23 protein-coding genes are annotated in these 23537 nt (G+C 67.0%); 10 read left to right on the top strand and 13 right to left on the bottom strand.

Features of this window, described 5'->3' with window-relative positions; translation table 11 throughout:
- The first annotated feature begins 20 nt into the window (after window positions 1–20).
- Window positions 21–653 carry a cysteine hydrolase family protein gene (locus tag ATK74_RS14145; RefSeq protein ID WP_098461649.1) on the top strand — a complete coding sequence of 211 codons (633 nt, stop codon included), beginning with the start codon at window positions 21–23 and terminating at the stop codon, window positions 651–653.
- 28 nt (window positions 654–681) lie between these two features.
- On the opposite strand, the gene ATK74_RS14150 is transcribed toward ATK74_RS14145, so the two are convergent.
- Together ATK74_RS14150 and ATK74_RS14155 are read right to left on the bottom strand one after the other, a co-directional pair.
- Window positions 682–2127, bottom strand: coding sequence for a sensor histidine kinase (locus tag ATK74_RS14150; protein WP_098461650.1), 1446 nt, complete (start codon window positions 2125–2127; stop codon window positions 682–684).
- Entirely contained in the window at window positions 2124–2813 is a 690-nt protein-coding gene (locus tag ATK74_RS14155) for a response regulator transcription factor (RefSeq protein WP_098461651.1), read from the bottom strand. Before ATK74_RS14155 ends, ATK74_RS14150 begins: the two co-directional genes overlap by 4 nt.
- A 162-nt stretch (window positions 2814–2975) precedes the next feature.
- Here ATK74_RS14155 and ATK74_RS14160 point away from each other — a divergent pair, with 162 nt between their 5' ends.
- The 7 genes from ATK74_RS14160 to ATK74_RS14190 all read left to right on the top strand — a co-directional run bounded on the left by ATK74_RS14160 (window position 2976) and on the right by ATK74_RS14190 (window position 10610).
- Window positions 2976–3752 carry an SDR family NAD(P)-dependent oxidoreductase gene (locus ATK74_RS14160; RefSeq protein ID WP_098461652.1) on the top strand — a complete coding sequence of 259 codons (777 nt, stop codon included), beginning with the start codon at window positions 2976–2978 and terminating at the stop codon, window positions 3750–3752.
- The gene (locus ATK74_RS14165) at window positions 3749–4435 is read left to right on the top strand and encodes a TetR/AcrR family transcriptional regulator (protein WP_098461653.1); all 687 of its coding nucleotides are present in this window, start codon (window positions 3749–3751) and stop codon (window positions 4433–4435) included. Before ATK74_RS14160 ends, ATK74_RS14165 begins: the two co-directional genes overlap by 4 nt.
- The gene (locus ATK74_RS14170) at window positions 4429–5202 is read left to right on the top strand and encodes a hypothetical protein (protein ID WP_098461654.1); all 774 of its coding nucleotides are present in this window, start codon (window positions 4429–4431) and stop codon (window positions 5200–5202) included. The genes ATK74_RS14165 and ATK74_RS14170 overlap by 7 nt, the downstream gene beginning before the upstream one ends.
- Window position 5203: 1 nt before the next feature.
- Complete coding sequence (locus tag ATK74_RS14175) at window positions 5204–6505, top strand: aminotransferase class III-fold pyridoxal phosphate-dependent enzyme (protein WP_098461655.1); 1302 nt, start codon at window positions 5204–5206, stop codon at window positions 6503–6505.
- Window positions 6505–7680, top strand: a complete 1176-nt coding sequence (locus tag ATK74_RS14180; RefSeq protein ID WP_098461656.1) for an MFS transporter — start codon at window positions 6505–6507, stop codon at window positions 7678–7680. The genes ATK74_RS14175 and ATK74_RS14180 overlap by 1 nt, the downstream gene beginning before the upstream one ends.
- A gap of 607 nt (window positions 7681–8287) precedes the next feature.
- Window positions 8288–9979, top strand: a complete 1692-nt coding sequence (locus ATK74_RS14185; RefSeq protein WP_098461657.1) for a fumarate hydratase — start codon at window positions 8288–8290, stop codon at window positions 9977–9979.
- A 16-nt stretch (window positions 9980–9995) separates the two neighbouring features.
- Window positions 9996–10610, top strand: coding sequence for a TMEM175 family protein (locus ATK74_RS14190; protein WP_098461658.1), 615 nt, complete (start codon window positions 9996–9998; stop codon window positions 10608–10610).
- Between the two features lie 22 nt (window positions 10611–10632).
- On the opposite strand, the gene ATK74_RS14195 is transcribed toward ATK74_RS14190, so the two are convergent.
- From ATK74_RS14195 to ATK74_RS14205, 3 genes are all read right to left on the bottom strand, one after another.
- Complete coding sequence (locus tag ATK74_RS14195; RefSeq protein WP_098461659.1) at window positions 10633–11892, bottom strand: hypothetical protein; 1260 nt, start codon at window positions 11890–11892, stop codon at window positions 10633–10635.
- Between the two features lie 87 nt (window positions 11893–11979).
- A complete protein-coding gene (locus ATK74_RS14200) occupies window positions 11980–12873 on the bottom strand; it encodes a CE1 family esterase (RefSeq protein WP_098461660.1) in 894 nt (297 codons plus the stop codon).
- Window positions 12874–12999: 126 nt separating this feature from the next.
- Complete coding sequence (locus tag ATK74_RS14205) at window positions 13000–14283, bottom strand: citrate synthase (RefSeq protein WP_098461661.1); 1284 nt, start codon at window positions 14281–14283, stop codon at window positions 13000–13002.
- A 181-nt stretch (window positions 14284–14464) separates the two neighbouring features.
- Here ATK74_RS14205 and ATK74_RS14210 point away from each other — a divergent pair, with 181 nt between their 5' ends.
- The gene (locus tag ATK74_RS14210) at window positions 14465–15013 is read left to right on the top strand and encodes a YceI family protein (protein ID WP_098461662.1); all 549 of its coding nucleotides are present in this window, start codon (window positions 14465–14467) and stop codon (window positions 15011–15013) included.
- A gap of 176 nt (window positions 15014–15189) precedes the next feature.
- Here ATK74_RS14210 and rocD read toward each other — a convergent pair whose 3' ends face one another.
- Window positions 15190–16422: an ornithine--oxo-acid transaminase gene (gene rocD, locus ATK74_RS14215; RefSeq protein WP_098462296.1), complete on the bottom strand. Its 1233-nt coding sequence runs from the start codon at window positions 16420–16422 to the stop codon at window positions 15190–15192.
- A 77-nt stretch (window positions 16423–16499) separates the two neighbouring features.
- Here rocD and ATK74_RS14220 point away from each other — a divergent pair, with 77 nt between their 5' ends.
- Window positions 16500–16973 carry a universal stress protein gene (locus ATK74_RS14220; RefSeq protein ID WP_098461663.1) on the top strand — a complete coding sequence of 158 codons (474 nt, stop codon included), beginning with the start codon at window positions 16500–16502 and terminating at the stop codon, window positions 16971–16973.
- Window positions 16974–16978: 5 nt separating this feature from the next.
- Here ATK74_RS14220 and ATK74_RS14225 read toward each other — a convergent pair whose 3' ends face one another.
- The 7 genes from ATK74_RS14225 to ATK74_RS14255 all read right to left on the bottom strand — a co-directional run bounded on the left by ATK74_RS14225 (window position 16979) and on the right by ATK74_RS14255 (window position 23518).
- Window positions 16979–17623, bottom strand: coding sequence for a prepilin peptidase (locus tag ATK74_RS14225; protein ID WP_098461664.1), 645 nt, complete (start codon window positions 17621–17623; stop codon window positions 16979–16981).
- Between the two features lie 3 nt (window positions 17624–17626).
- A complete protein-coding gene (locus ATK74_RS14230; RefSeq protein ID WP_098461665.1) occupies window positions 17627–18529 on the bottom strand; it encodes a type II secretion system F family protein in 903 nt (300 codons plus the stop codon).
- Between the two features lie 9 nt (window positions 18530–18538).
- Window positions 18539–19486 (bottom strand): type II secretion system F family protein, encoded by a 948-nt coding sequence (locus ATK74_RS14235; protein WP_098461666.1) that lies wholly within the window; start codon window positions 19484–19486, stop codon window positions 18539–18541.
- Window positions 19483–21042, bottom strand: a complete 1560-nt coding sequence (locus ATK74_RS14240; protein ID WP_098461667.1) for a TadA family conjugal transfer-associated ATPase — start codon at window positions 21040–21042, stop codon at window positions 19483–19485. The genes ATK74_RS14235 and ATK74_RS14240 overlap by 4 nt, the downstream gene beginning before the upstream one ends.
- The gene (locus ATK74_RS14245; RefSeq protein ID WP_098461668.1) at window positions 21039–22247 is read right to left on the bottom strand and encodes a CpaE/TadZ family protein; all 1209 of its coding nucleotides are present in this window, start codon (window positions 22245–22247) and stop codon (window positions 21039–21041) included. Before ATK74_RS14245 ends, ATK74_RS14240 begins: the two co-directional genes overlap by 4 nt.
- Window positions 22244–22945 (bottom strand): Flp pilus assembly protein CpaB, encoded by a 702-nt coding sequence (gene cpaB, locus ATK74_RS14250; protein WP_098461669.1) that lies wholly within the window; start codon window positions 22943–22945, stop codon window positions 22244–22246. Before cpaB ends, ATK74_RS14245 begins: the two co-directional genes overlap by 4 nt.
- A 396-nt stretch (window positions 22946–23341) precedes the next feature.
- On the bottom strand, window positions 23342–23518 hold the full coding sequence (locus tag ATK74_RS14255) for a Flp family type IVb pilin (protein WP_098461670.1): 177 nt from the start codon (window positions 23516–23518) through the stop codon (window positions 23342–23344).
- Between the last annotated feature and the right edge of the window lie 19 nt (window positions 23519–23537).

Here is a 23537-nt window from a genome sequence, read left to right on the forward strand (position 1 = left end):
AGTCTGCAAAGGAGCAGTAAATGGATCCCAACAGCACTGCGCTGGTCCTGATCGAGTTCCAGAACGACTTCACCAGCGAGGGCGGCACCCTGCACGGCGCGGTCGCCGACGTGATCGCCGCCACCGGCACCGTCACCAATGCCAAGAAGGCCCTGGACGCCGCCCGGGCGGCCGAGGTCAGCGTCATCCACAGCCCGATCTCGTTCGCTCCGGGCTACTACGAGATCTCCTCCCACCCGTACGGCATCCTGGCCGGCGTGGTCTCGTCCAACTCCTTCGTGAAGGGCACCTGGGGTTGCGAGATCGTCGGCGACGTGGCGCCGTCGGACGGCGAGATCGTCCTGGAAGGCAAGCGCGGCCTGGACGCCTTCGGCTCCACCAACCTCGACTTCATCCTGCGCAGCAAGGGCATCAAGACCATCGTGCTGGCCGGCTTCCTGACCAACTGCTGCGTCGAGTCGACCATGCGTTCGGCCTATGAGAAGGGCTTCGAGGTCTACACCCTGACCGACGCGGTCGGCGCAACCTCGCTGGAGGAGCACGCCAACGCCATCAAGTACGACTACCCGATGTTCTCCAAGCCGATCACGACCGACGAGTTCGTGGCGGCGCTGTCCGGGGACGTCACCGCGGACGCGTCCCGCGGCTACTGAGCGCTGAGTGAACCGGGGGTGCCGGCGCCTACTCGGTGACCGGCACCGCCGGGATCGTCCCCGTAGTCTCGGCGCTGCCCTCGGGTGGCTCGCTGGAGCCGGGCAGCCGGATCGTGAACTCGGCTCCGCCGGCCGCCGAACGTCCGGCTTTCACCCAGCCGCCGTGCGCCTTGATGGTCTGCGCGACGATCGAAAGGCCGAGCCCGGAGCCGGGGGTGTTCCGCGACGAGGACGAGCGGTAGAAGCGATCGAAGACGTGCGGCAGGTCCTCATCGGCGATGCCGGGGCCTTCGTCCGAGATCCGCAGCCGATCCCCGATCAGCCGGACGGTGATCGTCCCACCCACCGGAGAGAACTTCACGGCATTGTCGAGCAGGTTGGTGATGGCCCGCTCCAGGGTGTCCGGTTCGCCGACCAGGTAGAGCGGATCGAGTTCGACGTCGAAGGTGATGCCGGGACCGCGGCGCTTGGCCCTGGTCACGGCATTGTCGACCACATCGCGCAGGTCGATCGGCTCGGGATGCGGCTCGACCCGGTCCTCCCGGGACAGGTGCACCAGGTCGCCGATCAGCTGGGTGAACTCGCCGAGCTGGGCGGCCACATCACGCAGGATCTCGCCGCGGGCCCCATCGGGCAGCATTCCCTGCCGGTCGTCGGCGATCAGCAGTTCGACGTTGGTGCGCATCGAGGTCAGCGGGGTGCGCAGCTCGTGGCCGGCGTCGGCGATCAGCCGCTGCTGGCGCTCCCGGGACGACTGCAGCGCGGCCATCATCTTGTTGAACGACATCGACAGGTCGGTCAGCTCGTCCATGCCGCCGACATCGACGGCCTCCAACTGCTCGGTCTCGCTCACCCGGGTGACCGCCTCGGTCAGTCGCTGGATCGGTTGCAGGCCCGAGCGCGCGATCACCCAGCCGATGGCACCGGCCACCAGGACGGCCAGCAGGCCGAAGGTGAGCAGCGAGAACGCCAGCGAGCGCAGGATGGCGTCCGTGGCGGCCAGCGGACGGCCCAGCACCAGCGCGTAATGGTTGTTCAGGTCGGTCAGTGGCACGGCCACGATCCGGTACGGCTCACCCTTGGAGTCGGTGCCGGTGCGCGCCGAGGTCCCGGTCTGGGTGCGCGCAATCGCCAACTCGGCCGAGGTGACTGTCAGCACGTCGCTGGAGCCGGGCGGCGAGAACGTCCGGTTGTCCGAGCGGACCAGCATCAAGGTGACGTTCGCCGTCGCCAAGGCGTCGCTGTTCAGCTGACCCATGCCCTCCACATCGTTGGCGATCCATTGGCTGGTCAGCGAAGCGATGTCGATCAGTTCGGCATCGGTCTGCCGATAGATCGTGAAGGTGGTGATCAAGTACGCGGCGACGCCGGTCACCGCCACCGCGCCGGCCACGGCGGCCGAAATCAGCGCTGCGAGCCGGTCATGAAGTGGGCGGTTGGTGACGGAGATGATGGAGCGCAGCCAGCGGATCACGGCGGCGTCTCGCGCAGCACGTAGCCGATGCCGCGCACGGTGTGAATCAGTCGGGCCTCGCCCTCACCCTCGGTCTTGCGTCGCAAGTAGCCGATGTAGACCTCGAGAGAGTTGGCGGTGGTCGGGAAGTCGAAGCCCCAGACTTCGTTCAGCAGCCAAGAGCGCTCCAGCACTCGGCGCGGGTTCTCCAGGAAGGTCTGCAGCAGGGCGAACTCGGTGCGAGTGAGACTGATCCGGCGACCGGCCCGGATCACTTCGCGTGTCTGCAGATCCAAGGTCAGATCGGCGAAGCCGAGCACCTCCGAGCCGGGCTCATCGCCGGCCGGACGTCCGCGCCGGGTCAGCGCTCGCAGCCGGGCCATCAGCTCCTCCAGCGAGAACGGCTTGGCCATGTAGTCGTCGGCGCCGGCGTCCAGGCCGTCCACCCGGTCACCTACGGCGTCGCGCGCGGTGAGCACCAGGATCGGCACGTCATTGCCGGACGCGCGCAGCGAGCGGGTGGTCTCCAGCCCGTCCAGCCGCGGCATCATCACATCCATGATCACCGCGTCGGGGCGCAGTGAGGACAGCCGGGCCAGGGCGTCCACGCCGTCGTTGGCGGTGGTCACCTCATAGCCGGAGTACTGCAGGGAACGGGCCAGCGAGTCGCGGACCGCCTGGTCGTCGTCCACAACGAGGATGTGCATGCTCCAAGACTGCCATGTCAGACCCCCGGCTGCCGTCGCGGCACTGCGGGGGTGGGCTTTGTAACCGTTGCGTGAAGGGTGTGGATCGGGTCTTCCGTGGGGGCGGACGGGTGCGCGACAGTTGAAGTGGGTCAAATGACCCACTTCTAGCGAGGAGCTGAAATGGGACGTCCCATTGCCCTGGTCACCGGAGCGAGCTCCGGCTTCGGCGCCGGCTTCGCTCGGCGGTTCGCGGCCGAAGGCTACGACCTGGTGTTGGTCGCCCGCCGTGAGGATCGGCTGCGTGCGTTGGCCGACGAACTGGCCGGTCTCGGCGCGACCGGCCACGTCCTGCCCGCCGACCTCTCCACTCCGGACGGCATCGCCGGCCTGCTCACCCAGCTGAGCGAGCAGCGGCTGCGGATCGACGCTCTGGTCAACAACGCCGGCTTCGGCACCTACGGCATCTTCGTCGAGCAGGATCCGGCCCGGATCGCCGAGGAGATCGCGGTCAACGTCACCGCGCTCACCATGCTCACCCGGGCGCTGCTGCCACAGTTGCTGGCCGCGCCGGCCGGGATCCTGCTCAACGTGAGCAGCACGGCGTCCTATCAGCCCGGGCCGAACATCTCGGTGTACGCCGCCACCAAGGCTTACGTCCGCTTCCTCACCGAGGCCATTTGGCAGGAATCGAAGGGCACCCCACTGCGGGTGTTGAACATCGCGCCGGGGCCATCGCAGACCGAGTTCTTCGCGGTGGCCGGCTCCGACGCCTTCAACGTCGGACAGCAGATCACCACCGAGGACGTGGTGTCGCTGGCGTTCAGTGAGTTGGCCAAGGGCGCCAAGCGGCCCAGCCGGATCGTCGGACGCGGCAACGCCTTCCAGGCGATGGCTGCCCGCTTCGCCCCGACCAAGCTCACCTTGTCAGTGGCCGACAAGCAGTTGGGTCGCGAGTGAAGCGGATCCCGCCGGCGCGGCGTCGCAAGGCCCTGATCGCTGCGGCGATCCGGGTGATCGCGGCCGAGGGCATGGCCGGCGCCACCACTCGCGCCGTGGCCGCCGAGGCCGGGATGTCGCTGGCCAGCCTGCACTACGTCTTCGGCTCCCGGGACGCGCTGCTGGAGGCCGTGATCGAGCAGGTGGTCGACGCCGAAGCCCGAGCGGCAGCGGACGTGCTGGCCGTGTTCGATGCCCACGGCGCCTCGATCGGCTTGGACGCCCTACTGGCCACCGGCCTGGACCGCTTCGTCGACGGCCTGGTGGCGTCCCCCGATGACGAACTGGCCCTGGCCGAGCTCACCATCCACGCCCGGCGGGCCGGGATGACCGAGCTCCTCGATCAGCAGCGCCGGATCTACCTGGACGCCGCCGGACGCACCCTGGCCCGGGCCGCGGCCCAAGCCGGAGTCGAATGGACCGAGCCGCTGCCCGACATCGCCAAGCTGCTGACCACCCTGCTGGACGGCATCACCTACTCCTGGCTGGCGCACCGTGACGAGGCGTCCGCCCGAACCAGCGGACGATTCAGCGCCCGCTCGATGGCGGCCCTGGCCGTCCCTGTGACCATCGCGAAAACCGAACAGTCCGCGGCACTCAGCCCGTCCGCGGACCTCACCACCGAAGGAGCCGGCACGTGCTGACCACTCTGGAACCCAAGGCGAAGGCGTACGTGCAGCTGCACGCACTGCTCGGCGCCCTGCCCGAACTGATCCGGCTGTCTCCGAAGGCGGCCGAGATCGTCGCTGCCGACCGCAAGCCGACCAGCATCGGTTTCGCCGTCCACGACGGACCACGGGGCGTGCTGAGCTTCGCCGACGGCCTGGCCAGCTACACCGCGGACGCCACCGGCGCCACGATCCGGCTGCCGTTCGCCTCACCGCAGGCGTTCAGCAAGGTGATCGACGGTGAGGCGCAGCCGATCCCGGTGACCGGTTTCCACCGGATCGGCTTTCTGCTGAAGGTCTTCGCCCCGCTGACCGAGGAGCTCGAGCGCTTCCTCAAGCCGACCCCTGAGGCCATGAAGGACCCGGCCTTCCGCAAGGCCAGCACCCAGCTCACCTTGTACGTGGCCTGTGGCGCGGTGGCCCAGCTGGCCAACCACGACCAGCTCGGCCGCTACAGCGCCAAGAACACCCCCGACGGCGACATCGCCGTCGAGATCGGCGACGAGCTGGCCTACACGCTGCGGGTGGCCGATCACCAGATGACCTTCCTGCCCGAGCGTTCGCCGAACCCGCGGGCCGCCATGAGCTTCGCCGACTTCGACATCGCCGCCGGGATCCTCTCCGGCGAGGCCAGTGCCATGGCCTGCATCTGCGCCGGCACCGTCGGCATGCGCGGCATGTTGAACATGGTCGACAACCTGAACCGAATCCTTGATCGTGCCGGACAGTACCTGGGAGCCTGAGATGACCATCACCGACAACCCGACCGTGACCACCGTCTCCGGCGGCGGCAAGCTGTACGAGTACCCGGCCAGCCAGGCCGCCATGGAGAGGGCGCTCAAGGTCGTCCCGTCCGGCATCTACGGACACCAGGGCCCGTCCGAGGGCTGCTACGTCCCGGTGTCGTCCTTCCCGCTGTTCTCCAAGACGGCCAGCGGCACCCGCTTCATCGACGCCGACGGCAACGAGTTCATCGACTACATGTGTGGCTACGGCCCGAACGTCCTGGGTTACAAGGACGCCGACGTGGACGCCGCCGCGGCCGCCCAGGCCAAGCTCGAGGACGTGGTCACCATCCCGAGCACCACGATGGTCGACTTCGCCGAGCTGCTGGTCGACCAGGTGGCCAGTGCCGATTGGGCCTTCTTCGCCAAGAACGGCGGCGACACCACCACGCTGGCCATCATGACGGCCCGGGCCGCCACCAAGCGCAAGCGGATCGTGTTCATCGCCGGCTACTACCACGGCGTCGCGCCGTGGACCCAGAAGCTCGACTACCCGGGCGTCCTGGAAGAGGACGTCACCAACAACATCATCATTCCGTGGAACGACCCGGTGGCCTTCGAGAAGGTGCTCAACGCCTACTCCGGCGAAATTGCCGCGTTCATCTCCACCCCGTACATGCACGGCAACTTCCTGGACAACGTGCTGCCGGCGCCGGGCTACTGGCAGGCCATCCGCAAGCTGTGCGACAAGCACGGCGTGGTGTTGATCATGGACGACGTCCGGGCCGGCTTCCGATTGGATCTGGCCGGTTCGGATCATCACTTCGGCTTCGAGGCCGACCTGATCTGTTTCTGCAAGGCGATCGCCAACGGCTACAACGTGTCCGCGCTGCTCGGCAAGGCGGCGCTGAAGGACGTGGTCAGCTCGATCACCTACACCGGCTCGTACTGGATGAGTGCGGTGCCGTTCGCGGCTGGAATCGCCACCCAGACCAAGCTGCGGGAGTTGAACGCACCGGCCCGGTTCGCCGAACTCGGCACCCGGCTGACCACCGGCCTGGTCGGGGCGGCGGCCGATCAGGGGCTGCATCTGATCGCGTCCGGTGAACCGGCTCTGTTCTATCTGCGGCTGGCCGACGATGATTCTCTGATGCTGCACCAGGAGTGGGTCGCCCAGATGATGCGGCGCGGGATCTTCCTGACCTCGCATCACAACCACTTCATCAACGCCTCCCTGACCGAGGCCGATGTGGACCTGACCATCGAGATCGCCCATGAGGCGTTCGGCGTGGTCAAGGCCGCGCATCCGGAACTCGGCTGATGGCGAGCTCCGGCGGATCGAGGGTCGCGGTCGGCGCGACCTATGCCGCGCAGGGCTTCGGCTATGCGACCGCGGTCACCTCGCTACCCGGCCTGAAGGATCGGGTCGGGATCGACGATGCCACGGTGTCGATCGTGATTCTGCTGTGCTGCCTCACCGCGGCCGGCGGGAGCGTGATGGCCGAGCGCCTGGCCGTCCGTCGGGGCTCACACGTCTCCCTGCTCACCGGGCTCACCCTGCAGGCCATCGGGTTACCGCTGGTGGCGCTGTCGACCTCGCCGGGGATGCTGATGGCCAGCTTCGCGCTGTACGGGATCGGCCTGGGCACCGTGGACGCGTCCAGTGCCATGCAGGGCGTCCAGCTGCAACAGCGGCTGGGCACGGCCGTCCTGTCGACGCTGTTCGCCTGTGCCACCGGTGCGTCGATCGCCGCTGCGCTGGTGATGTCCGGGCTGGCCACCCTCGGCACCGCCAACGGTGCCATCGCCTCGCTGGTGGTGGCCGCGGTGATCATTGCGTCCATCGTGCTCGGAGTGCGCGGACGCCTGGTGCCGGCCCTCGAGCCGGCCGAGGATTCGCTCGGTGCCACCAAGTCGCCGCTGCCGACCGCCGGGATCTGGCTGTTCGGCAGCCTGATCATGGTGGCCTACGTGGCCGACTCGGCGGTCTCCACCTGGAGCTCTGTCTACCTGCACGACAACCTGGCCGCCGGTCCGGTGATCGCTCCGCTGGGCTACGCGGCCTACCAGGCAGCCATCCTGCTGACCCGGCTGGTCGGTGATCGGCTGGTCGCACACAGCCGGGCTCGCTTGCTCGTCCCGACGGTCATCGTGGCCATCCTCGGTCTGATCGGGGTGTCGCTGCTCGGCAATGCCGTGGCCGTGGTGGCTGCATTTGCCTTCGTCGGCGTCGGAGTCGGGACCCTGGTCCCGCTCACCTTCTCCGCTGCCGGCGATCTGGCCCCCGAGCAGGTGCACCAGGTGATCGCCCGGATCAACCTGTTCAACTATGTCGGCGCCGTGTTGGGGGCAGTGGCCCTCGGGCTGCTGTCGGCGTGGCCGGGCCTCGGGCCGGCCTTCCTCCTGCCCGCCATCCTGCTGCTCCCGGCCCTGCTCTTCGCTCGTCGCTTCGATCGCCCGGGTGCCCGTCCGGAGCCCGTCCCCGAGCCGGTGTAGCCGAGTCTTCCTGCCTCTTCTCCCCGACTCGAGCAGGTTCGGCTCAGGGGGATCATTTTCGACCCCGTTGGCTTGTTCTCGACTGCTGTGGCTGGTTGCCGTCCCAGGTGACGTGATTTGCCGTCTCGATGGTCTGTTCGGGCCCATCCGGGGCCCGATGGGGTATCGATCCGGCAAACTGCGTCAGCCTCTTGGGTTGGCTCGGCTCAGGGAGGCCGTCCTCGACCTCCGTGGCAGGGTCGGTCGGCCGGGTGCGGTGGGGTGCGGCTCGGGGTGAAGGGATACGGTTTTCGAACGGCCTCCCTGAGCCGGCCTTCCTGCCCAGCTGGCTCTTGTGACGTGATCCGCCGTCTCGATGGTCTGGTGGGGCCTATCTGGGGCCTGATGGGGTATCGATGCGGCGGTTCGCGTCGGCCTCCTGAGCCTCACTGGCGGCGGTGCCCCGGTCGAGCTCCTGGCCAGCCAGCCGCGTCCGCTGGCGCACCGGATGTGCAGCTGTCTCCAGCACACCGCGACGTTCGTCCGCGACCGCGTCCGTCGGCCTCAGACGGTCGGTCGCCCATCATCAGCGTGGGAGAATAGTCAACGGCTTCAGCAAAGGAGTGAGATGCCCGACTTCACCTATTCAGACCTGCTCCCGATCGGCGCGGACGACACCGAGTACCGACTGCTCACCACCGAAGGTGTGGAGACTGTGGCGGGCCCGGACGGACGCACCTTCTTGAAGGTGGCCCCCGAGGCGCTGGAGCTGCTGGCTGAGACCGCGATGCACGACATCGCCCACTACCTGCGTCCGGCGCACCTGCAGCAGCTGCGCAACATCCTGGACGATCCCGAGGCCAGCGCCAACGACAAGTTCGTGGCCCTCGACCTGATGAAGAACGCCAACATCGCCGCCGGCGGCGTGCTGCCGATGTGCCAGGACACCGGCACCGCGATCATCATGGGCAAGCGCGGCCAGCAGGTGCTCACCGAAGGCACCGACGAGCTGCCGCTCAGCAAGGGCGTGTACGACGCCTACACCAAGCTGAACCTGCGCTACTCGATGAACGCTCCCATCACCATGTGGGAGGAGAAGAACACCGGCAACAACCTGCCCGCGCAGATCGAGCTCTACGCCGACACCGCACCTGGCCACGAGAACACCTTCAAGTTCCTGTTCATGGCCAAGGGTGGCGGCTCGGCCAACAAGAGCTACCTGTACCAGGAGACCAAGGCCATCCTGAACCCGGCGTCGATGATGAAGTTCCTCGACGAGAAGATCCGCTCGCTGGGCACCGCGGCCTGCCCGCCGTACCACCTGGCCATCGTCATCGGCGGCACCTCCGCGGAGTACGCGCTGAAGACCGCCAAGTACGCCTCGGCCAAGTACCTCGACTCGCTGCCGACCACCGGCTCGATCGACGCCCACGGCTTCCGCGATGTAGAGCTCGAGCAGCAGGTGCTCGAGCTGACCCGCAACTTCGGGATCGGCGCCCAGTTCGGCGGAAAGTACTTCTGCCATGACGTCCGAGTGATCCGGCTGCCGCGCCACGGTGCGTCTCTGCCGGTGGCGATCGCCGTGTCCTGCTCGGCCGACCGGCAGTGCCTGGGCAAGATCACCCCGGAGGGTGTCTTCATCGAGGCGCTCGAGCGGGAGCCCGCGCACTTCATGCCGGAGATCACCGACGAGGAACTGGCCAAGCACAAGGAAGAGGCCGGCACCGACGGTGGCGCCGTGGCCATCGACCTGCGTCGTCCGATGCCGGAGATCCTGGCTGAGCTGAGCAAGTACCCGGTGAAGACCCGGCTGTCGCTGACCGGCACCGTGATCGTGGGACGCGACATCGCGCACGCCAAGATCAAGGAGCGCCTGGACGCCGGCGAGGAGATGCCGCAGTACCTGAAGGATCACCCGATCTACTACGCCGGCCCGGCCAAGACCCCGGACGGCTACGCGTCCGGCTCGTTCGGACCGACCACGGCCGGACGGATGGACTCCTACGTCGATCAGTTCCAGGCGGCCGGCGGCTCGATGATCATGCTGGCCAAGGGCAACCGCTCCCAGCAGGTCACCGACGCGTGCGCTGCGCACGGCGGCTTCTACCTCGGCTCGATCGGCGGCCCGGCCGCGGTGCTGGCCAAGCACTGCATCAAGAAGGTCGAACTGCTGGAGTACCCCGAGCTCGGCATGGAAGCCATCTGGAAGATTGAGGTCGAGGACTTCCCGGCCTTCATCGTGGTGGACGACAAGGGCAACGACTTCTTCGCCGACGTCTCCCGTCCGACTGTGGTTCCGCTGCAGGATCTGCGGAAGTAGCGCCTGAGTAGGCCCAATGACCAAGAGCCGGCTGGAGGCCTTCAGCGACGGAGTGCTCGCCATCATCATCACGATCATGGTGCTGGAGCTGAGGGTGCCGCTGGGTCATGAGTGGGCCGATCTGGGTGCGCTGTGGCCGAAGTTCCTCAGCTATGCGCTGAGTTTCGTCTACGTGGCGATCTACTGGAACAACCATCACCATCTCCTGCATGCCACCCGGACGGTGAATGGCGCGATTCTGTGGGCCAATTTGCATCTGCTCTTCTGGCTGTCGCTGTTCCCGTTCGTGACCGCCTGGGCCGGCGAGTCAGGGTTCGAGCCGGTGCCAATGGCCAGCTACTCGGCGGTCGCCTTGCTGGCCGCGGTGGCCTACGCCGTGCTGCACCGTCAGCTGGTCAGGGCCGATCCGGAGAACGCGGTGCTGGTGGATGCTGCCCGCAACTCGGTGAAGATGAAGGTGTCGATCGCCGCCTATCTGGTCGGCTTCGTGGCGCCATTGCTCGGGGACTGGGGGTCCTGGGTCACCGCGGCCGTCCTGGTGGGAATCGCCTTGATGTGGATCGTCCCGGATCGACAGATCGAGCGAGCCATTCGTCAGGCCGGCGAGGGATCAGCCCAGAGGCCCGTCTAGTGCCGTAGAGCCGCCGACTCGCTCAGGGCTTGGTGATCGGGAAGCCGCAGAAGCCCGAGCACAGGGCGTCAAACTGCTCCTCGGTGAAGTTCGGGTAGGAGTCGCTGGAGACGGTGACCCACTTGCCGTCCTGCCACACGATGTGGTCGACCCGGGCGGTGAGGTCGTTCTCCCATGGGGCCCCCACATTGAGGTAGTCGAGGTGGTGCACTCCGTCCACGACGGTCAGGGTGACCTGGGTCAGGCTGTCATCGCCACCCAGCGGCCAGGTGTACGGGGTGCGTCCGGCTTGGCTCTCCGGAGCCGCCTCAGGGGTCAGCTTGCCATTGCGCCAGGTGAGGACCTCCCCGGACGACGAGTCCAGGCTGATGTAGAGCAGGATCTCGGCCCCGGCGACACCGTCGAAGTCGGACAGGCCGGTGAGCGGGTGCGGAGTCAGGGCATAGAACCTCCGGGACGACACCGTCCCGGTCGCGGTGGTCACCTTCACCCGGTAGCGGCCTTCGGCACCGGTGTCCTGATAGGTGTAGAAGCGGAGCTCGTCGGGTCGCGAGTCACCGTCGATGTCGGCGGTGGTGATGGTCTTGAGTACGTCCGGGCCTGAGTAGCGCAGATAGGTGAACGCCTTCGCATCGGTGAGCTTCACCTTCCGGGTGGAGACCTTCACCCAGTGGCCCTTGCGCCACACCGAGCGGGTGATCGTGCCGACCCACAGGAACTTGCCGCTGTTCTGCTGCTTCAGTGTTGAGACCTCGACGTAGCGGTGCCCGCCCTTGTCGAAGAAGCGATAGCCCTGGCCGTTGCCCCACAGCGCCCCGAAATGCCAGCCAGCCACCCGGCCGCCCTTCGGCGCCTTCTCGGCCACGAGCTTGCCGCCGCGCCAGGTGTAAACGATCAGGTCGACGGCGTCGCTGGTCTCTGTGGCTGAGCGGGTCCAGCGCTGGACGATCACCTCCACGCCGGGGACGCCGTCGAGGTTGGCGGCGCCGTAGAGGGCTGCATCGGCGTCCATGGACGCCGGCACCGCGGAAGCGAACTCCACCGAGGAGGTCCGACCACTTCCTGCGGCGGTGACGGTCAGCCGGTAGCGGTCGGTGCCGGCGGAGCTCAGGTCGACCTTGTCGTAGCGACCGTCTCCGGTGACATCGGTGAGCAGGCTTCGCAGCGCGGGGTCGAACTCCTGCGGCGTCATCGTGGGAGCGGCGGACGCCGCTGTGGGCACAAGTATCGAGCCCAGCAGAGCGAGAACCAGGCCGGCGCAGCTGGCGACGGACGTGCGCATGAGGCCCCCTTTGGCCACCTGATACCAACGATCGGCGAAATCAGTGCACATTCACGATAGGTCCTGGGACCATCTGCGGCTAGGGCTTCAGCGAGCGTGCGCGTCCAGCCAGTCCAGGATGGTGGCGGCGAAGTCCGATCGCAGCGGTGGGACGTGGCCGCCGTCGAGGATCGCCCACAGTTCGGCCTGTGAGGTGCCTTCGCAGTGGGACCAGACGCTGACCCGGGCTTCGGCACCGTCCGTGGTCAGGTAGCGGCTGGCACCGAGCGTGGGATCGGGCTGGCATCCGTCCAACCGGGCCCATTCGGCCACGGTGTTCACGGCGGACGGGTAGCTGTCGGCCCGCTGCGGCGAGCCGGCCCCGGCGAACATCACTGTGTCGTCGCCGGTGCCGTGCACCTGCAACACCGCCACCGGCGCGGACGGGCGGCAGGCCGCTGGATCGATGTTCTGCATGCCGGCCAGCGAGACGATGCCGGTCACTTGGTCAGCATGCTCGCAGGCCACCCGATGGCTCAGGTAGCCACCGTTGGAGTGCCCGATCAGCCAGACTCGGCGCGGGTCGACGGCGTACTGCGCGCTCACTGTGGCGATCACGGCGCTGAGGTAGCCGGAGTCGTCCACCTCGGAGTGATCGAAGTTGCAGCACGCATCGGTGGCGTTCCAGAACCGATGGCCCTGCAGGTTCCGGGTGCCCTCGGGCAAGGCGAGCAACAGCCCACGCCGTTCAGTCTCGGCGCTCAGCCCGAAGTAGGAGTCCAGTTCGTCGGCATTGCTGGTGTAGCCGTGCAACCCGATCACCAGCCCGGCCGGACGCCTCGAGTCGTACCCCGACGGGATCCGGAGCCGGAACTCGCGGCCCTCGACCGCCAGCGTCCCGACGGTTGCCGGCTGGATTCGGGGCGGCGTGATGCTGGCCGGCAGACAAAGCAGAGCCAGCAGGGTCAGCCCGACCAGCCACGTCCGCGTCCGTGCGTCCACTCACGCATCGTGGCACGGATCGGACGGCTCGGCGGGGCGCGACGGCAATGGAGCTGTCTCCGAGTGATGGCAGTGAACCGTCACCCGGAGATCAGGCCGGACGGTAATGGAACCGTCCCCAATCGATCAGCCGCGCTGCTCCATCGGGACGTAAGAGCGCTCGGTCTCGCCGACGTAGATCTGACGAGGCCGGTTGATCTTGGTGGCCGGATCGGAGGCTTGCTCGCGGAAGTGGGCGATCCAGCCGGGCAGCCGACCCAGGGCGAACAGAACGGTGAACATGTTCTGCGGGAAGCCCATGGCCTGGTAGATCAGGCCGGTGTAGAAGTCCACGTTCGGGTAGAGCTTGCGCTCCTGGAAGTAGGAGTCGGAGAGGGCCACCTCCTCCAGCTTCAGAGCCAGATCGAGCAGTTCGTCGTTGCCGCCATGAGTGCGCAGGATCTGGTCGGCGTGCTTCTTCACGATGGCCGCGCGCGGATCGTAGTTCTTGTAGATCCGGTGCCCGAAGCCCATCAGCTTGGTGGTGTCCTTGCGGTCCTTCACCTTGTTCACGTAGGACGTCACGTCGCCGCCCTCAGCCCGAATGCCCTGCAGCATCTCCAGGACGGCCTGGTTGGCCCCGCCGTGCAGTGGGCCGGACAGTGCCGACACCCCGGCGGCCACCGACACGTAGATGTTCGCGCCCGACGACCCGACCATCCGGACGGTCGAGGTCGAACAGTTCTGCTCGTGGTCGGCGTGCAGGATCAGCAGGACGTCCAGGGCCCGGGTGATGGCGTCGTCGAAGGGGTAGGGATGGGTCGGCAGCCCGAACGACATCCGCAGGAAGTTCTCGATGTAGCTCAGCTGCCGCTCCGGGTAGAGGAAGGGCTCACCCACGGAGTTCTTGTAGCCGTAGGCGGCCAGGGTGGGCAGCGAGCCGAGCAGCACCTTGGTGGCCCGGTCCAGGTCGTAAGCGCCTTCACCCCACTTGGAGTAGGCGAAGGTGGACAGCGCGTTCAGGCCGGCCGACAGCACCGGCATCGGGTGCGACTTGCGCGGCAGCGAGCGGAACATCTCGCGCATCCGCTCGTCCAGCAGGTGATGCTTGGCGATGTCGGAGCTGAAGGCGTCCAGCTGATCGCGGGTCGGCAGCTCGCCGAACAGGACCAGGTAGGAGACCTCGAGGAAGCTGGAGTTCTCGGCCAGCTGCTCGATCGGATAGCCGCGATAACGCAGGATTCCGGCGTCACCGTCGATGAACGTGATCGCCGATTGGCAGGACGCCGTGTTGGCGAAACCCACGTCCAGCGTGGTGTCGCCGGTTGCAGCCAACAGCTTGGTGATGTCGTAGCCATTGTTGCCCTGAGTGGCCAGCGCCACAGGCAGCTCCAGGCTCACTGAGTCGTGGCTGAACGTCGCGTTTCCCATCCATCCTCCGTCTGGTCTGCACGGGCTTCACCGCCCGACGCGAATGTGCGCCACCCTACCCGCGGCTACCCGGCTGCGGGAGGGGAAGCGTAGGTGAACTACGTACACCGATTGTTGACGGATCAACAAGCGAGGAGTACTGTTTTAGTTGAGACTTCAACTAAGCAGGAAAGGCAAGACAATGACCAAGCTCAACGAACTCACCGGCACCTACCAGCTGGACGCTTCCCACTCGCGCGTGGGCTTCATCGCCCGCCACGCCATGATCGCCAAGGTACGCGGTTCCTTCGACCAGGTCGAGGGCAAGGCCGTCATCGATGGCGCCAACCCGGCGAACTCCACCCTCGAGGTGACCATCCAGACCACCAGCATCGATACCCGTGACGCCAACCGTGACGGCCACCTGCGCAGCGCCGACTTCTTCGACGTCGAGAAGTACCCGACCATCACCTTCGTGGGCACCAGCTTCGCCATCATCGACGACGAGACCGTTGAGGTGACCGGCGACCTGACCATCAAGGACGTCACCAAGTCCGTCACCGTGCCGTTCGAGTTCGGCGGCGCCGCGGTCGATCCGTTCGGCAACTCCCGGATCGGTTTCGAGGGCCAGGTCACTGTGAACCGCAAGGACTGGGGCCTCACCTGGAACGCCGCGCTGGAGACCGGCGGCGTCCTGGTTGGCGAGAAGGTCGTGCTCGATCTCGAAGTCTCCGCGGTCAAGGCAGCCTGACCGTCGCGGTCGAGCGCCGAGAGGCTCGTTCCGCCGGACGCCTTCCGGCCCGGCGGGACGAGTCTTCATCGCGCGGGGGACGTACTCAGTCCCGTTTTGCAGCCTCGGGGGGCGGCTGCAGAACGGGACTTCGTCGTTTCTGAGTATCAGCGGACGGCCTGAGAGCCGTCCCGAGGTCAGCCGCGGGCCTCGACGAGGACCTCGGCCAGAGCGGTGATCGCGAGATCGAGCTCTTCACGGGTGATCACCAGCGGCGGGGCCAACCGGATCGTCTGCCCGTGGGTGTCCTTGGCGATGACGCCCTTGGCCAGCAGCCGCTCGCAGATCGCGCGACCGGTGCCCAGCGCCGGGTCGATGTCGACGCCGGCCCACAGTCCGACGCCACGAACCTCGGTGACACCGTTGCCGATGAACTCGGCCAGCCGCTGGTGCAGGTAGGCGCCCAGCTCGGCCGAACGGGCCTGCATCTCGCCGGTCTCCAGCAGCTTCACTACGGCCAGTCCGACGGCCGCGGCCAGCGGGTTCCCACCGAAGGTCGAGCCGTGCTGACCCGGACGCAGGGTCTCCAGCACCTCGGCATCACCGACCACGGCTGAGACCGGGACGACTCCGCCGCCCAGCGCCTTGCCCAGCAGGTAGAGATCAGGGACGACGCCGGCCTGCTCGCAGTAGAAGGTGGTGCCGGTGCGGCCCAGTCCGGACTGGATCTCATCGGCGATCATCAGCACCCGGTGCTGGTCGCACAGCTCACGGATGCCAGTCAGGAAACCGTCCGGCGGGACGATGATGCCGGCCTCACCCTGCACCGGCTCGACCAGGATGGCGACCGTGTGCTCGTCCATGGCGGCCTCGATGGCGTCCAGATCGCCGTAGGGCACCGGGACGAAGCCGGGGGTGAACGGACCGTAGCTGTCGGTCGCGTCGGAGTCATTGGAGAAGGAGATGACGCTGATCGTCCGGCCGTGGAAGTTGCCCTCCATGACGATGATGTTGGCCAGGCCCTCCGGGACACCCTTGACCTCGTAGCCCCACTTGCGGGCCAGCTTCAGGGCCGACTCGACGGCCTCGACGCCGGTATTGGCCGGCAGCACCATGTCCTTGCCGCAGAGCTTGGCCAGGCCCTCGACGAAGGGGCCGTAGGTGTCGGAGTAGACCGCCCGCGAGGTGATGGCCAGCTTGCTCAGCTGCGCGGTGGCAACCGCGATCAACTCGGGGTTGCTGTGCCCGAAGTTCACGGCGGAGTAGGCCGAGAGGAAGTCCAAGTAGCGGTTGCCGTCGACGTCGGTCAGCCAGGCCCCCGAGCCGGACTCGATCACGACTGGCAGCGGGTGATAGTTGTGGGAACTGAACGTCTCCACCTGCTCGATCGCCTGCTGTTGGGCTCGGCTCCGCGCCGCGCTTGCACTCATCATTCGCCTTCCTGCCTAAGGCACAAGATCGTAGCGCTGCCAGCTCTGATCCCCACTTCGAGGGCTAGAGTCGACCCATGACGCAGCAGGCTCCGGTGGTGATCGGCTACGACGGTTCGGTCTTTGCGGCGCATGCCCTGCGCAAGGGTTTGGCGGTGGCCAGCGCGCTGGGTGCTCCGGTCCGGATCGTCCGAGCCTGGACGATCAGCAACGCACCGCGTCCGCGCACCTGGGCCCCGGGCTACGTCCCGCCGGTGGACGACTATGCCGAGGCGATTCGCGAGCAGCTCGCCGAAGAAGTTGCCGCCGAGTTGGCTGCGCATCCCGACCTCGCCGTGAGCCTCGAGGTGCCCCACGGCGCCGCCGGACGAGAGCTGGTCAACGCCTCGCACGACGCCCAACTGGTGGTGGTCGGCACGCGCGGACTGGGCGGCTTCTCCGGTCTGCTGCTCGGCTCAGTCTCGGACGAGGTCGTCGAGCATGCCCACTGCGACGTCCTTGTGGTTCGGACGCGGTCCGACGGTGAGGCCGAACTCCCTCTGGCCGACTAGCCGACTCAGGCCAGGCTGGGCAGCACCGTGGGGCCCAGCAGGGCACCGATCACGGCTCCGAGGATCATCCACGGCCCGAACGGCAGTGAGTCCTGTCGGCTGATCCTCTTGGTGACCAGCAATAGCACGCTGATGGCGGCCATGCTCACCCAGGCGGCCAGGAAGCCGAGCGTCCATTGGGCCGGACCGAACCAGCCCAGGAAGCCTCCGACCACCCCGGCCAGCTTCACATCACCGAAGCCGAGATCAGGGGCGAACCGCGCCAGAACGAAGTAGACCAAGAGCATTGCCAGGGCACCGATCCCGGCGTGGAGGAGCGGTGCGAAGTCAACCAGTGACCAGGCGGCTCCGGCCAAGCTGATCGCGAGCACCGGATACAGACCCAAGGTGATCACATCCGGCAGCTCCCAGTCGGCGAAGTCGACGACCACCAGCAGGCTGGCGGCGACCGCCAGGATCACGAAGGCCACGAACTCCCCGATCGAGCCGGCCAGCCCGGCCAGCCCACCGAGCACGGCGGCGATCGGTACCTGCAGCCAGCGACGGGTCCATGATGCCGTCGAGCGAATCCGGCGACGAAGGTAGGGGTTGGCTCCGGCGGCTCCAGCCGCTGCCAGTGCGGTGCCCGAGGCGATCAGGAGCCAGTTCACAGCTCAGAATCGTACGCCGAAGGACTCCATGATCTGGATCGCGCCAGGCCCCATCACCACGATGAAGATGGCCGGCAGGATGAACAGAATCAGGGGGAAGACCACCTTGACCGGGATCTCCATGGCGCGGCGCTCCGCCGTCTGGCGACGTTCCATCCGCAACTCGTCGGCTTGGGTCTCCAGCACGTCAGACAGCGCGATGCCGTAGGCCTCGGCCTGAATGATCGAGCGAGTGAACTGGTGCAGCGAGTCGACGCCGGTGCGCGCGGACAGGTCCGCGTAGGCGGCCCGGCGGCTCTGCCCCACCTGGATGTCCTGCATCGTGCGGACCAACTCCTCGGGCAGCTCACCGCGACCGGTCCGAGCCACTCGGGCCATCGCGGCATCGAAGCCGAGGCCGGCCTTCACTGCGATGCTCATCTGATCCAGAATGTCCGGCAGCTGCAGGGCGATCGCCTCGCGGCGCTCCAGCGAACGGCTGTAGAGCCGCAACTCGGGCAGGAAGAACAGCAGCAGAGCCAGGCCGATGCCGAGCAGGACTCCGGTGGTGCTCGGGTTCAGCACGACCGCACCGATCGCCACCGCAATGCCGACCAGGCCGAGCAGGTACTTGGTGGCGAGCAGCCGCTCCACCGGCCACTTCTCCGGACGTCCGGCTCCGGCCCACAGCTTGGCCATTTGCCGAACCAGCGCCGGCGGCGTCTGCCGCTGGATGACCTGGTCCAGCGGGCTCAACTCACGGTCGCCGGGCAGGCCGGTAGGGGATGGCTCCTCGGTGTCCCGGCGCAGGTTGGACATCACCTGCCGGTGCGACACCGCGCTCCCACCGAGGACGAACCAGAAGAGGATGGCCAGCCCGATGAACAGGGCGATGATTCCGAAGAAGAGCTGCAGCTTGGGGTCCATGTCAGCCGCCTAGAACTTGATGTTGATCAGCTTGGACAGCCAGAACCCACCGATGGCCAACATGACCACGCCACTGCCGACCATCATCCAGCCGACCGGGCTGGACACCAGTCGGCCGATGTAGGCCGGGCTGAGGATTGCCAGGAAGAGACTGACCACGAAGGGCAGCAGCATCAGGATGATCGCCGACAGCTTCCCGTCCGCCGCCAATGCGGCCACCTGACGCTTGATCTCGGAGCGGCCGCGGATGGTCGAGCTGACGTTGTCCAGCACTTCGGCCAGGTTGCCGCCGACCTCACGGTTGATGCCGATGGCCTGCGTCACCCAGTAGAAGTCCTCGTTGCGCATCCGGACGGCCACGTCGTCCAGCGACTCGGTCAGCGATCGTCCGACCCGGACTTCATTGGTGACCCGGGTGAACTCGCTCGAGGTCGGTTCCTCACCTTCCTGAGCAACGGTGGCGATCGCCTGCGGCAGGCTGTAGCCCGCGCGAAGGCTGCCGGCCAGCATCTGCAGCGTCTCGCTGAGCTGCCCTTCGAACTTCTTGCGGCGCCGCTCGGCCAACACTGAGAACACCATCCGGCCCAGAATCGGAACCACCAGCGCCAGCACGATAGCCAGCAGGAGCTGGCCGACAACCAGGCCGAATGCGAAGCCGGCCAGGCTGCCGGCACCGACGATGACCACGATCTCTTTCAGCGGCATGTTGATGCCGGCCTCGACCAGGACCTCGTTCGGACCGTCGGCGCGAGCGCCGAGGAAGCGTCCGACCAGGTCGGTGGCCCGGTCGGCGAGCTTCGTGATCCCGGCATCCCGCTCGTCGGGGTTGAACCGGCGCCGCTCGATCGGCAGGCGGTTGCTGGGCAGCAGCAGCAGGACGAAGACCAGGATCGCCGCCAACCCGAGCAGGATCGAGCCGACGGTGAGTGCCTGCGAGCTGCCCAGGAATCCGGTCATCGGCTGGTCCAGAGCTCGGGACCGCCGAAGGTGTTCGGCGAGAGCTTGATCCCCAGGTCGGCCATCTTCTGGCTGAAGTGCGGACGCACCCCGGTCGGCTTGGTGATGCCCAGGAAGACGCCGTCCGGCGAGACACCGGCGCCGAAGTCGAACTCGAAGATGTCCTGCATGGTGAGGGTCTGCCCCTCCATGCCGATCACTTCGCTGATCGACGTGATTCGGCGGGTGCCGTCTCGCAGTCGGCTGATCTGGACGATCACGTCCACGGCCGAGGCGACCTGCTCGCGGATCGCCCGCAGCGGCAGGTCCATGCCGGCCATCAGCACCAGGGTCTCGAGACGGGCCAGGGCGTCGCGGGCGGTGTTGGCGTGGACGGTGGACAGCGAGCCGTCGTGGCCGGTGTTCATGGCCTGCAGCATGTCCAGCGCCTCGGCGCCACGAACCTCGCCGACGATGATCCGGTCCGGACGCATACGCAGCGAGTTCTTCACCAGGTCGCGGATCGTGACCTCGCCACGGCCCTCGACGTTGGCCGGACGGGACTCCAGCCGGACCACGTGATCCTGCTGAAGCTGAAGCTCGACCGCGTCCTCGATCGACACGATGCGCTCGTGCGAAGGGATGAAGCCGGACAGGACGTTCAGCAGCGTGGTCTTACCGGTGCCGGTACCGCCGGAGACGATCATGTTCAGTCGAGCCTGCACGCAGGCCTCGAGGAACTCCGCCATGGCCGGAGTCAGCGTCTTGAAGTTGATCAGGTCGGGGACGCTCAGCGCGTCCTTGGAGAACTTACGGATGGTCAGCGTTGACCCGCTCACCGCCAGCGGCGGGATGATGGCGTTGACACGCGAGCCGTCCTCCAGGCGGGCGTCGACCAGCGGGGAGGACTCGTCGATGCGGCGTCCGACCCGAGTGACGATGCGCTCGATGATCCGGCGCAGGTGCGGCTCGTCGGAGAACTTGACCTGGGTCAAGGTGAGCTTGCCGGAGCGCTCGACGTAGACCTTGTGCGGACCGTTCACCATGATTTCGGTGACCGACTTGTCGGCGATCAGAGCCTCCAGTGGGCCGAGTCCGAGGACGTCGTCGCGCACCTCGTTGATCAGCCGCTGCCGTTCGCGGGCCGTCAGCGGCAGTCGTCCGCCTTCGATGATGGCGTTCAGTTCGACGTTGACCAGGTTCTGCAGGGCGTTCTCGTCGAGGTTCGGGTCGTTCAGCCGCGCACCCATTCGCTCGAACAGCTGCTCGATGGCGTCTTCCTTGATGTGCGCCAGCGCATCGTGGGTCTCCACGACCACATTGGTCACCTGGGCACGGTTGGAGAGCCGATGATCACTGGCCGAGGCCTGCGATGCCGGCTCGGGCATCCAGTTCACCGCAGGCTCGTTGAGCGGTCGCTGGCCGGAGTTGGGAACCGGGAGCCACGGGGCCGGGGCGCTGAAGTCGGCTTCCGGTGCGAGTGCTCGCATCGGCGTCGTCGGAGCTGCGGACGCGATCTCCTCCGGCGGAATCCCACGCTCGCCCTTGGCGGCGTTCACGCGTGCGGCAAGGTTCATCGCTGGCCCTCCTTCTTCCCTCCGAAGTCGAAGAACCGGTGCCCCTTGACCGGGGCCGTCTGCTCCGCGGCGATCAGATCCACGAGGCTGCGCAACTGCTTGGCCACCGGGTCGCGGCCGTTGCCCTGCAGCAGCGGAACGCCCTGGTTGGTCGAGATCGGCACCGAGTTGGACTGCGGGAGCTGGACGTCGACCTTGCGGCCGATGGTCGCCTCGACGTCGGCTGCGGTCAGGCCACGGCTGGGATGCATGAAGTTCAGCACCACTACCCGGGACTCCAGCACGATGCTGATGTCGCGCAGGGTGTCCAGTTCCTTGCGCAGGCCACGCACGCCCGGGACGTCCAGGCTGGTCACCAGGACCAAGGTGTCGGTCTGATCCAGTACGGCCAGAGTGTGTTCGCCCAGGCCGGGGGCGGTGTCGACCACCACGTACTTGAACTGCCCGGTGAGGGTCTGCAGCAGGGTGCCGATCTCCTTGGCTGAGACCGTGTCGGCGGCGGCCGGGGACTCGGAGCCCGGAACGACGAAGAGCCCGGACGAGTGCTCGGTCAGGTAGGACTTCACCGCCACGCTGTCCCGGCTGACCGGGCCGTGGGCCATGTCCGGCAGTGTGTACTCGGGGTTGATGTTCAGTGCTGAGGCGACGTCACCGAAGTGCAGGTCGATGTCGACCAGGACCGTCGACTTGGGTTCGCGCATGGCCAGGCCGACGGCGAGGTTCGTCGAGACGGTGGTCTTGCCGACGCCACCCTTCGGCGAGGCGACGGTGATCACCTTGCCCTGGCCGGTGGCCATCGGCGGAACCGAGTTCACCATCGGCTGCTGGACTCGTCCGGCGTTGAGGGCCGCAGCGCGCTGCAGAGCCTGACGCATCTCCTCGGGACGGCCGTAGGGCGAAACGATGTCGCGGACGCCGGCGCGCAGCGCCGGCAACGCCAGCTCAGCGCCCTGGTCGCTGACCAGGACCACCGGGATGGCCGCGGTCGCGGAGAGCTCGGTGGCCAGGGAGAGCGCTGCTTGGATCTGATCCCCCGGATCGAGCACGGCCACTTCGGGCATGGGTGCGCCCTGCAGCTCCTGCATCAGCGCGGCCATGGTCGCCGGGAACCGCAGCGGAGCGATCGCATAGCCGTCCGGACCCCAGGCTTGCTGAACCAGGCCGACGACCTGAGGGTTGGGGCTGATGACCAGGGCGGGACTCATTGCGATGCCTTGCCCAAGGTAAGTGAGATGGGTGCCTCGGCGCTGCCGTCGTTGTTCTTGGCGTCGAGCACGATCCATAGCTGTGCGGTCTGCAGCGAGGCGACCAGCAGGCGGACGTCCTTGGGCTTGAGAGCGAGGGTCAACATCACGCTCGAGCCTGAGGCTGCACCGTCGGGGGTGGAGCCGCCGTCCACTCGCAGGACCAGGACGTCGCGGAACACCTGGGCGGTCTGATTGCCCTTGGTGACGTTGATAGCGATCTTGTCCCCGGGGATGATCCGGCCGGCGACGGCGCGCTGAGACTCGGTGACCATCGAGATCTGCTGCATGTCATTGGGGACCGGGATGTCGCCCTTCTTGCCACCGTCGGTGTCGGGCTTGGCGAAGCGGGAGGCAAGCACCTGCTCGCCCTGCTTGAGGTCGGTGGTGGTGGCCAGGTCCTGGATCTCGACGGTGTTGCTCAGTGCGTTGGCGGCGACAGCGGCCCGGGGGAGCTTCTTCAGCTCGACGAACGGGGCCAGGTTCTTGCCGAGAGTTCCGGCCGGGACACCGTCCGCAGCCACGACGACCAGTACATCGGTGGGCTCTTGGCCGGCCATGGCTCGGGCGTCCGCGTTCGACACGTAGGTGAACATCAGGACTGCTCCGACGCCTGCCAGCAACACCGCCGCGATCGCTGCGATGACTCGACGTTGCATCTGTAACCGCCTTAACTCGAGTAGCGGAGGTTGGGGTGAAGCCTTCGGCTGCACCATGGCGGGGATCGCTGTCTCGCGACCACCGCGAGCGGGCTCACCGATCAAGCTGAGTCAGGACCCCGAAGAATCGTACTTTGTTTATTCCTCATATCCGGTCATCCGAGAGGGTGACCGCCCCGTGCTTGAATGTGCGTATTTGTCATCCGTCCGGGTGACAAATGTAGGGATTCGACGGGTTCAACATATGTCGCCCGAATGGGGGACAAATGGCGTGGATTGAGGAGGAAATGTGTGGGCTCGACACAGGCCGCTGGGGACAGCCTGGAGGATCGTCAAGCGTTGAGTGAGGCACCCCGCCAGAGTCCTGGGGAGTGCCTCACTCGGCTCAGGCGAAGGTCAGATGCTGTTCTTCACGTTGTTGAACATGCCGCTCAGCTGGGTGCCGAGCAGGGAGACCACGGTGATGATCACGGCGGCGATGAGCGCAACCATGATGCCGTACTCGACCGCGGTCGCACCGCGCTCCTTGGTAGCGACGACGGTGCCGACGATCTTGGCGGGCAGGTTCTTCATTGGGGACCCCTTTCGATGG

The organism is Propionicimonas paludicola, assembly GCF_002563675.1.
In the GTDB taxonomy this organism is placed as follows: domain Bacteria; phylum Actinomycetota; class Actinomycetes; order Propionibacteriales; family Propionibacteriaceae; genus Propionicimonas; species Propionicimonas paludicola.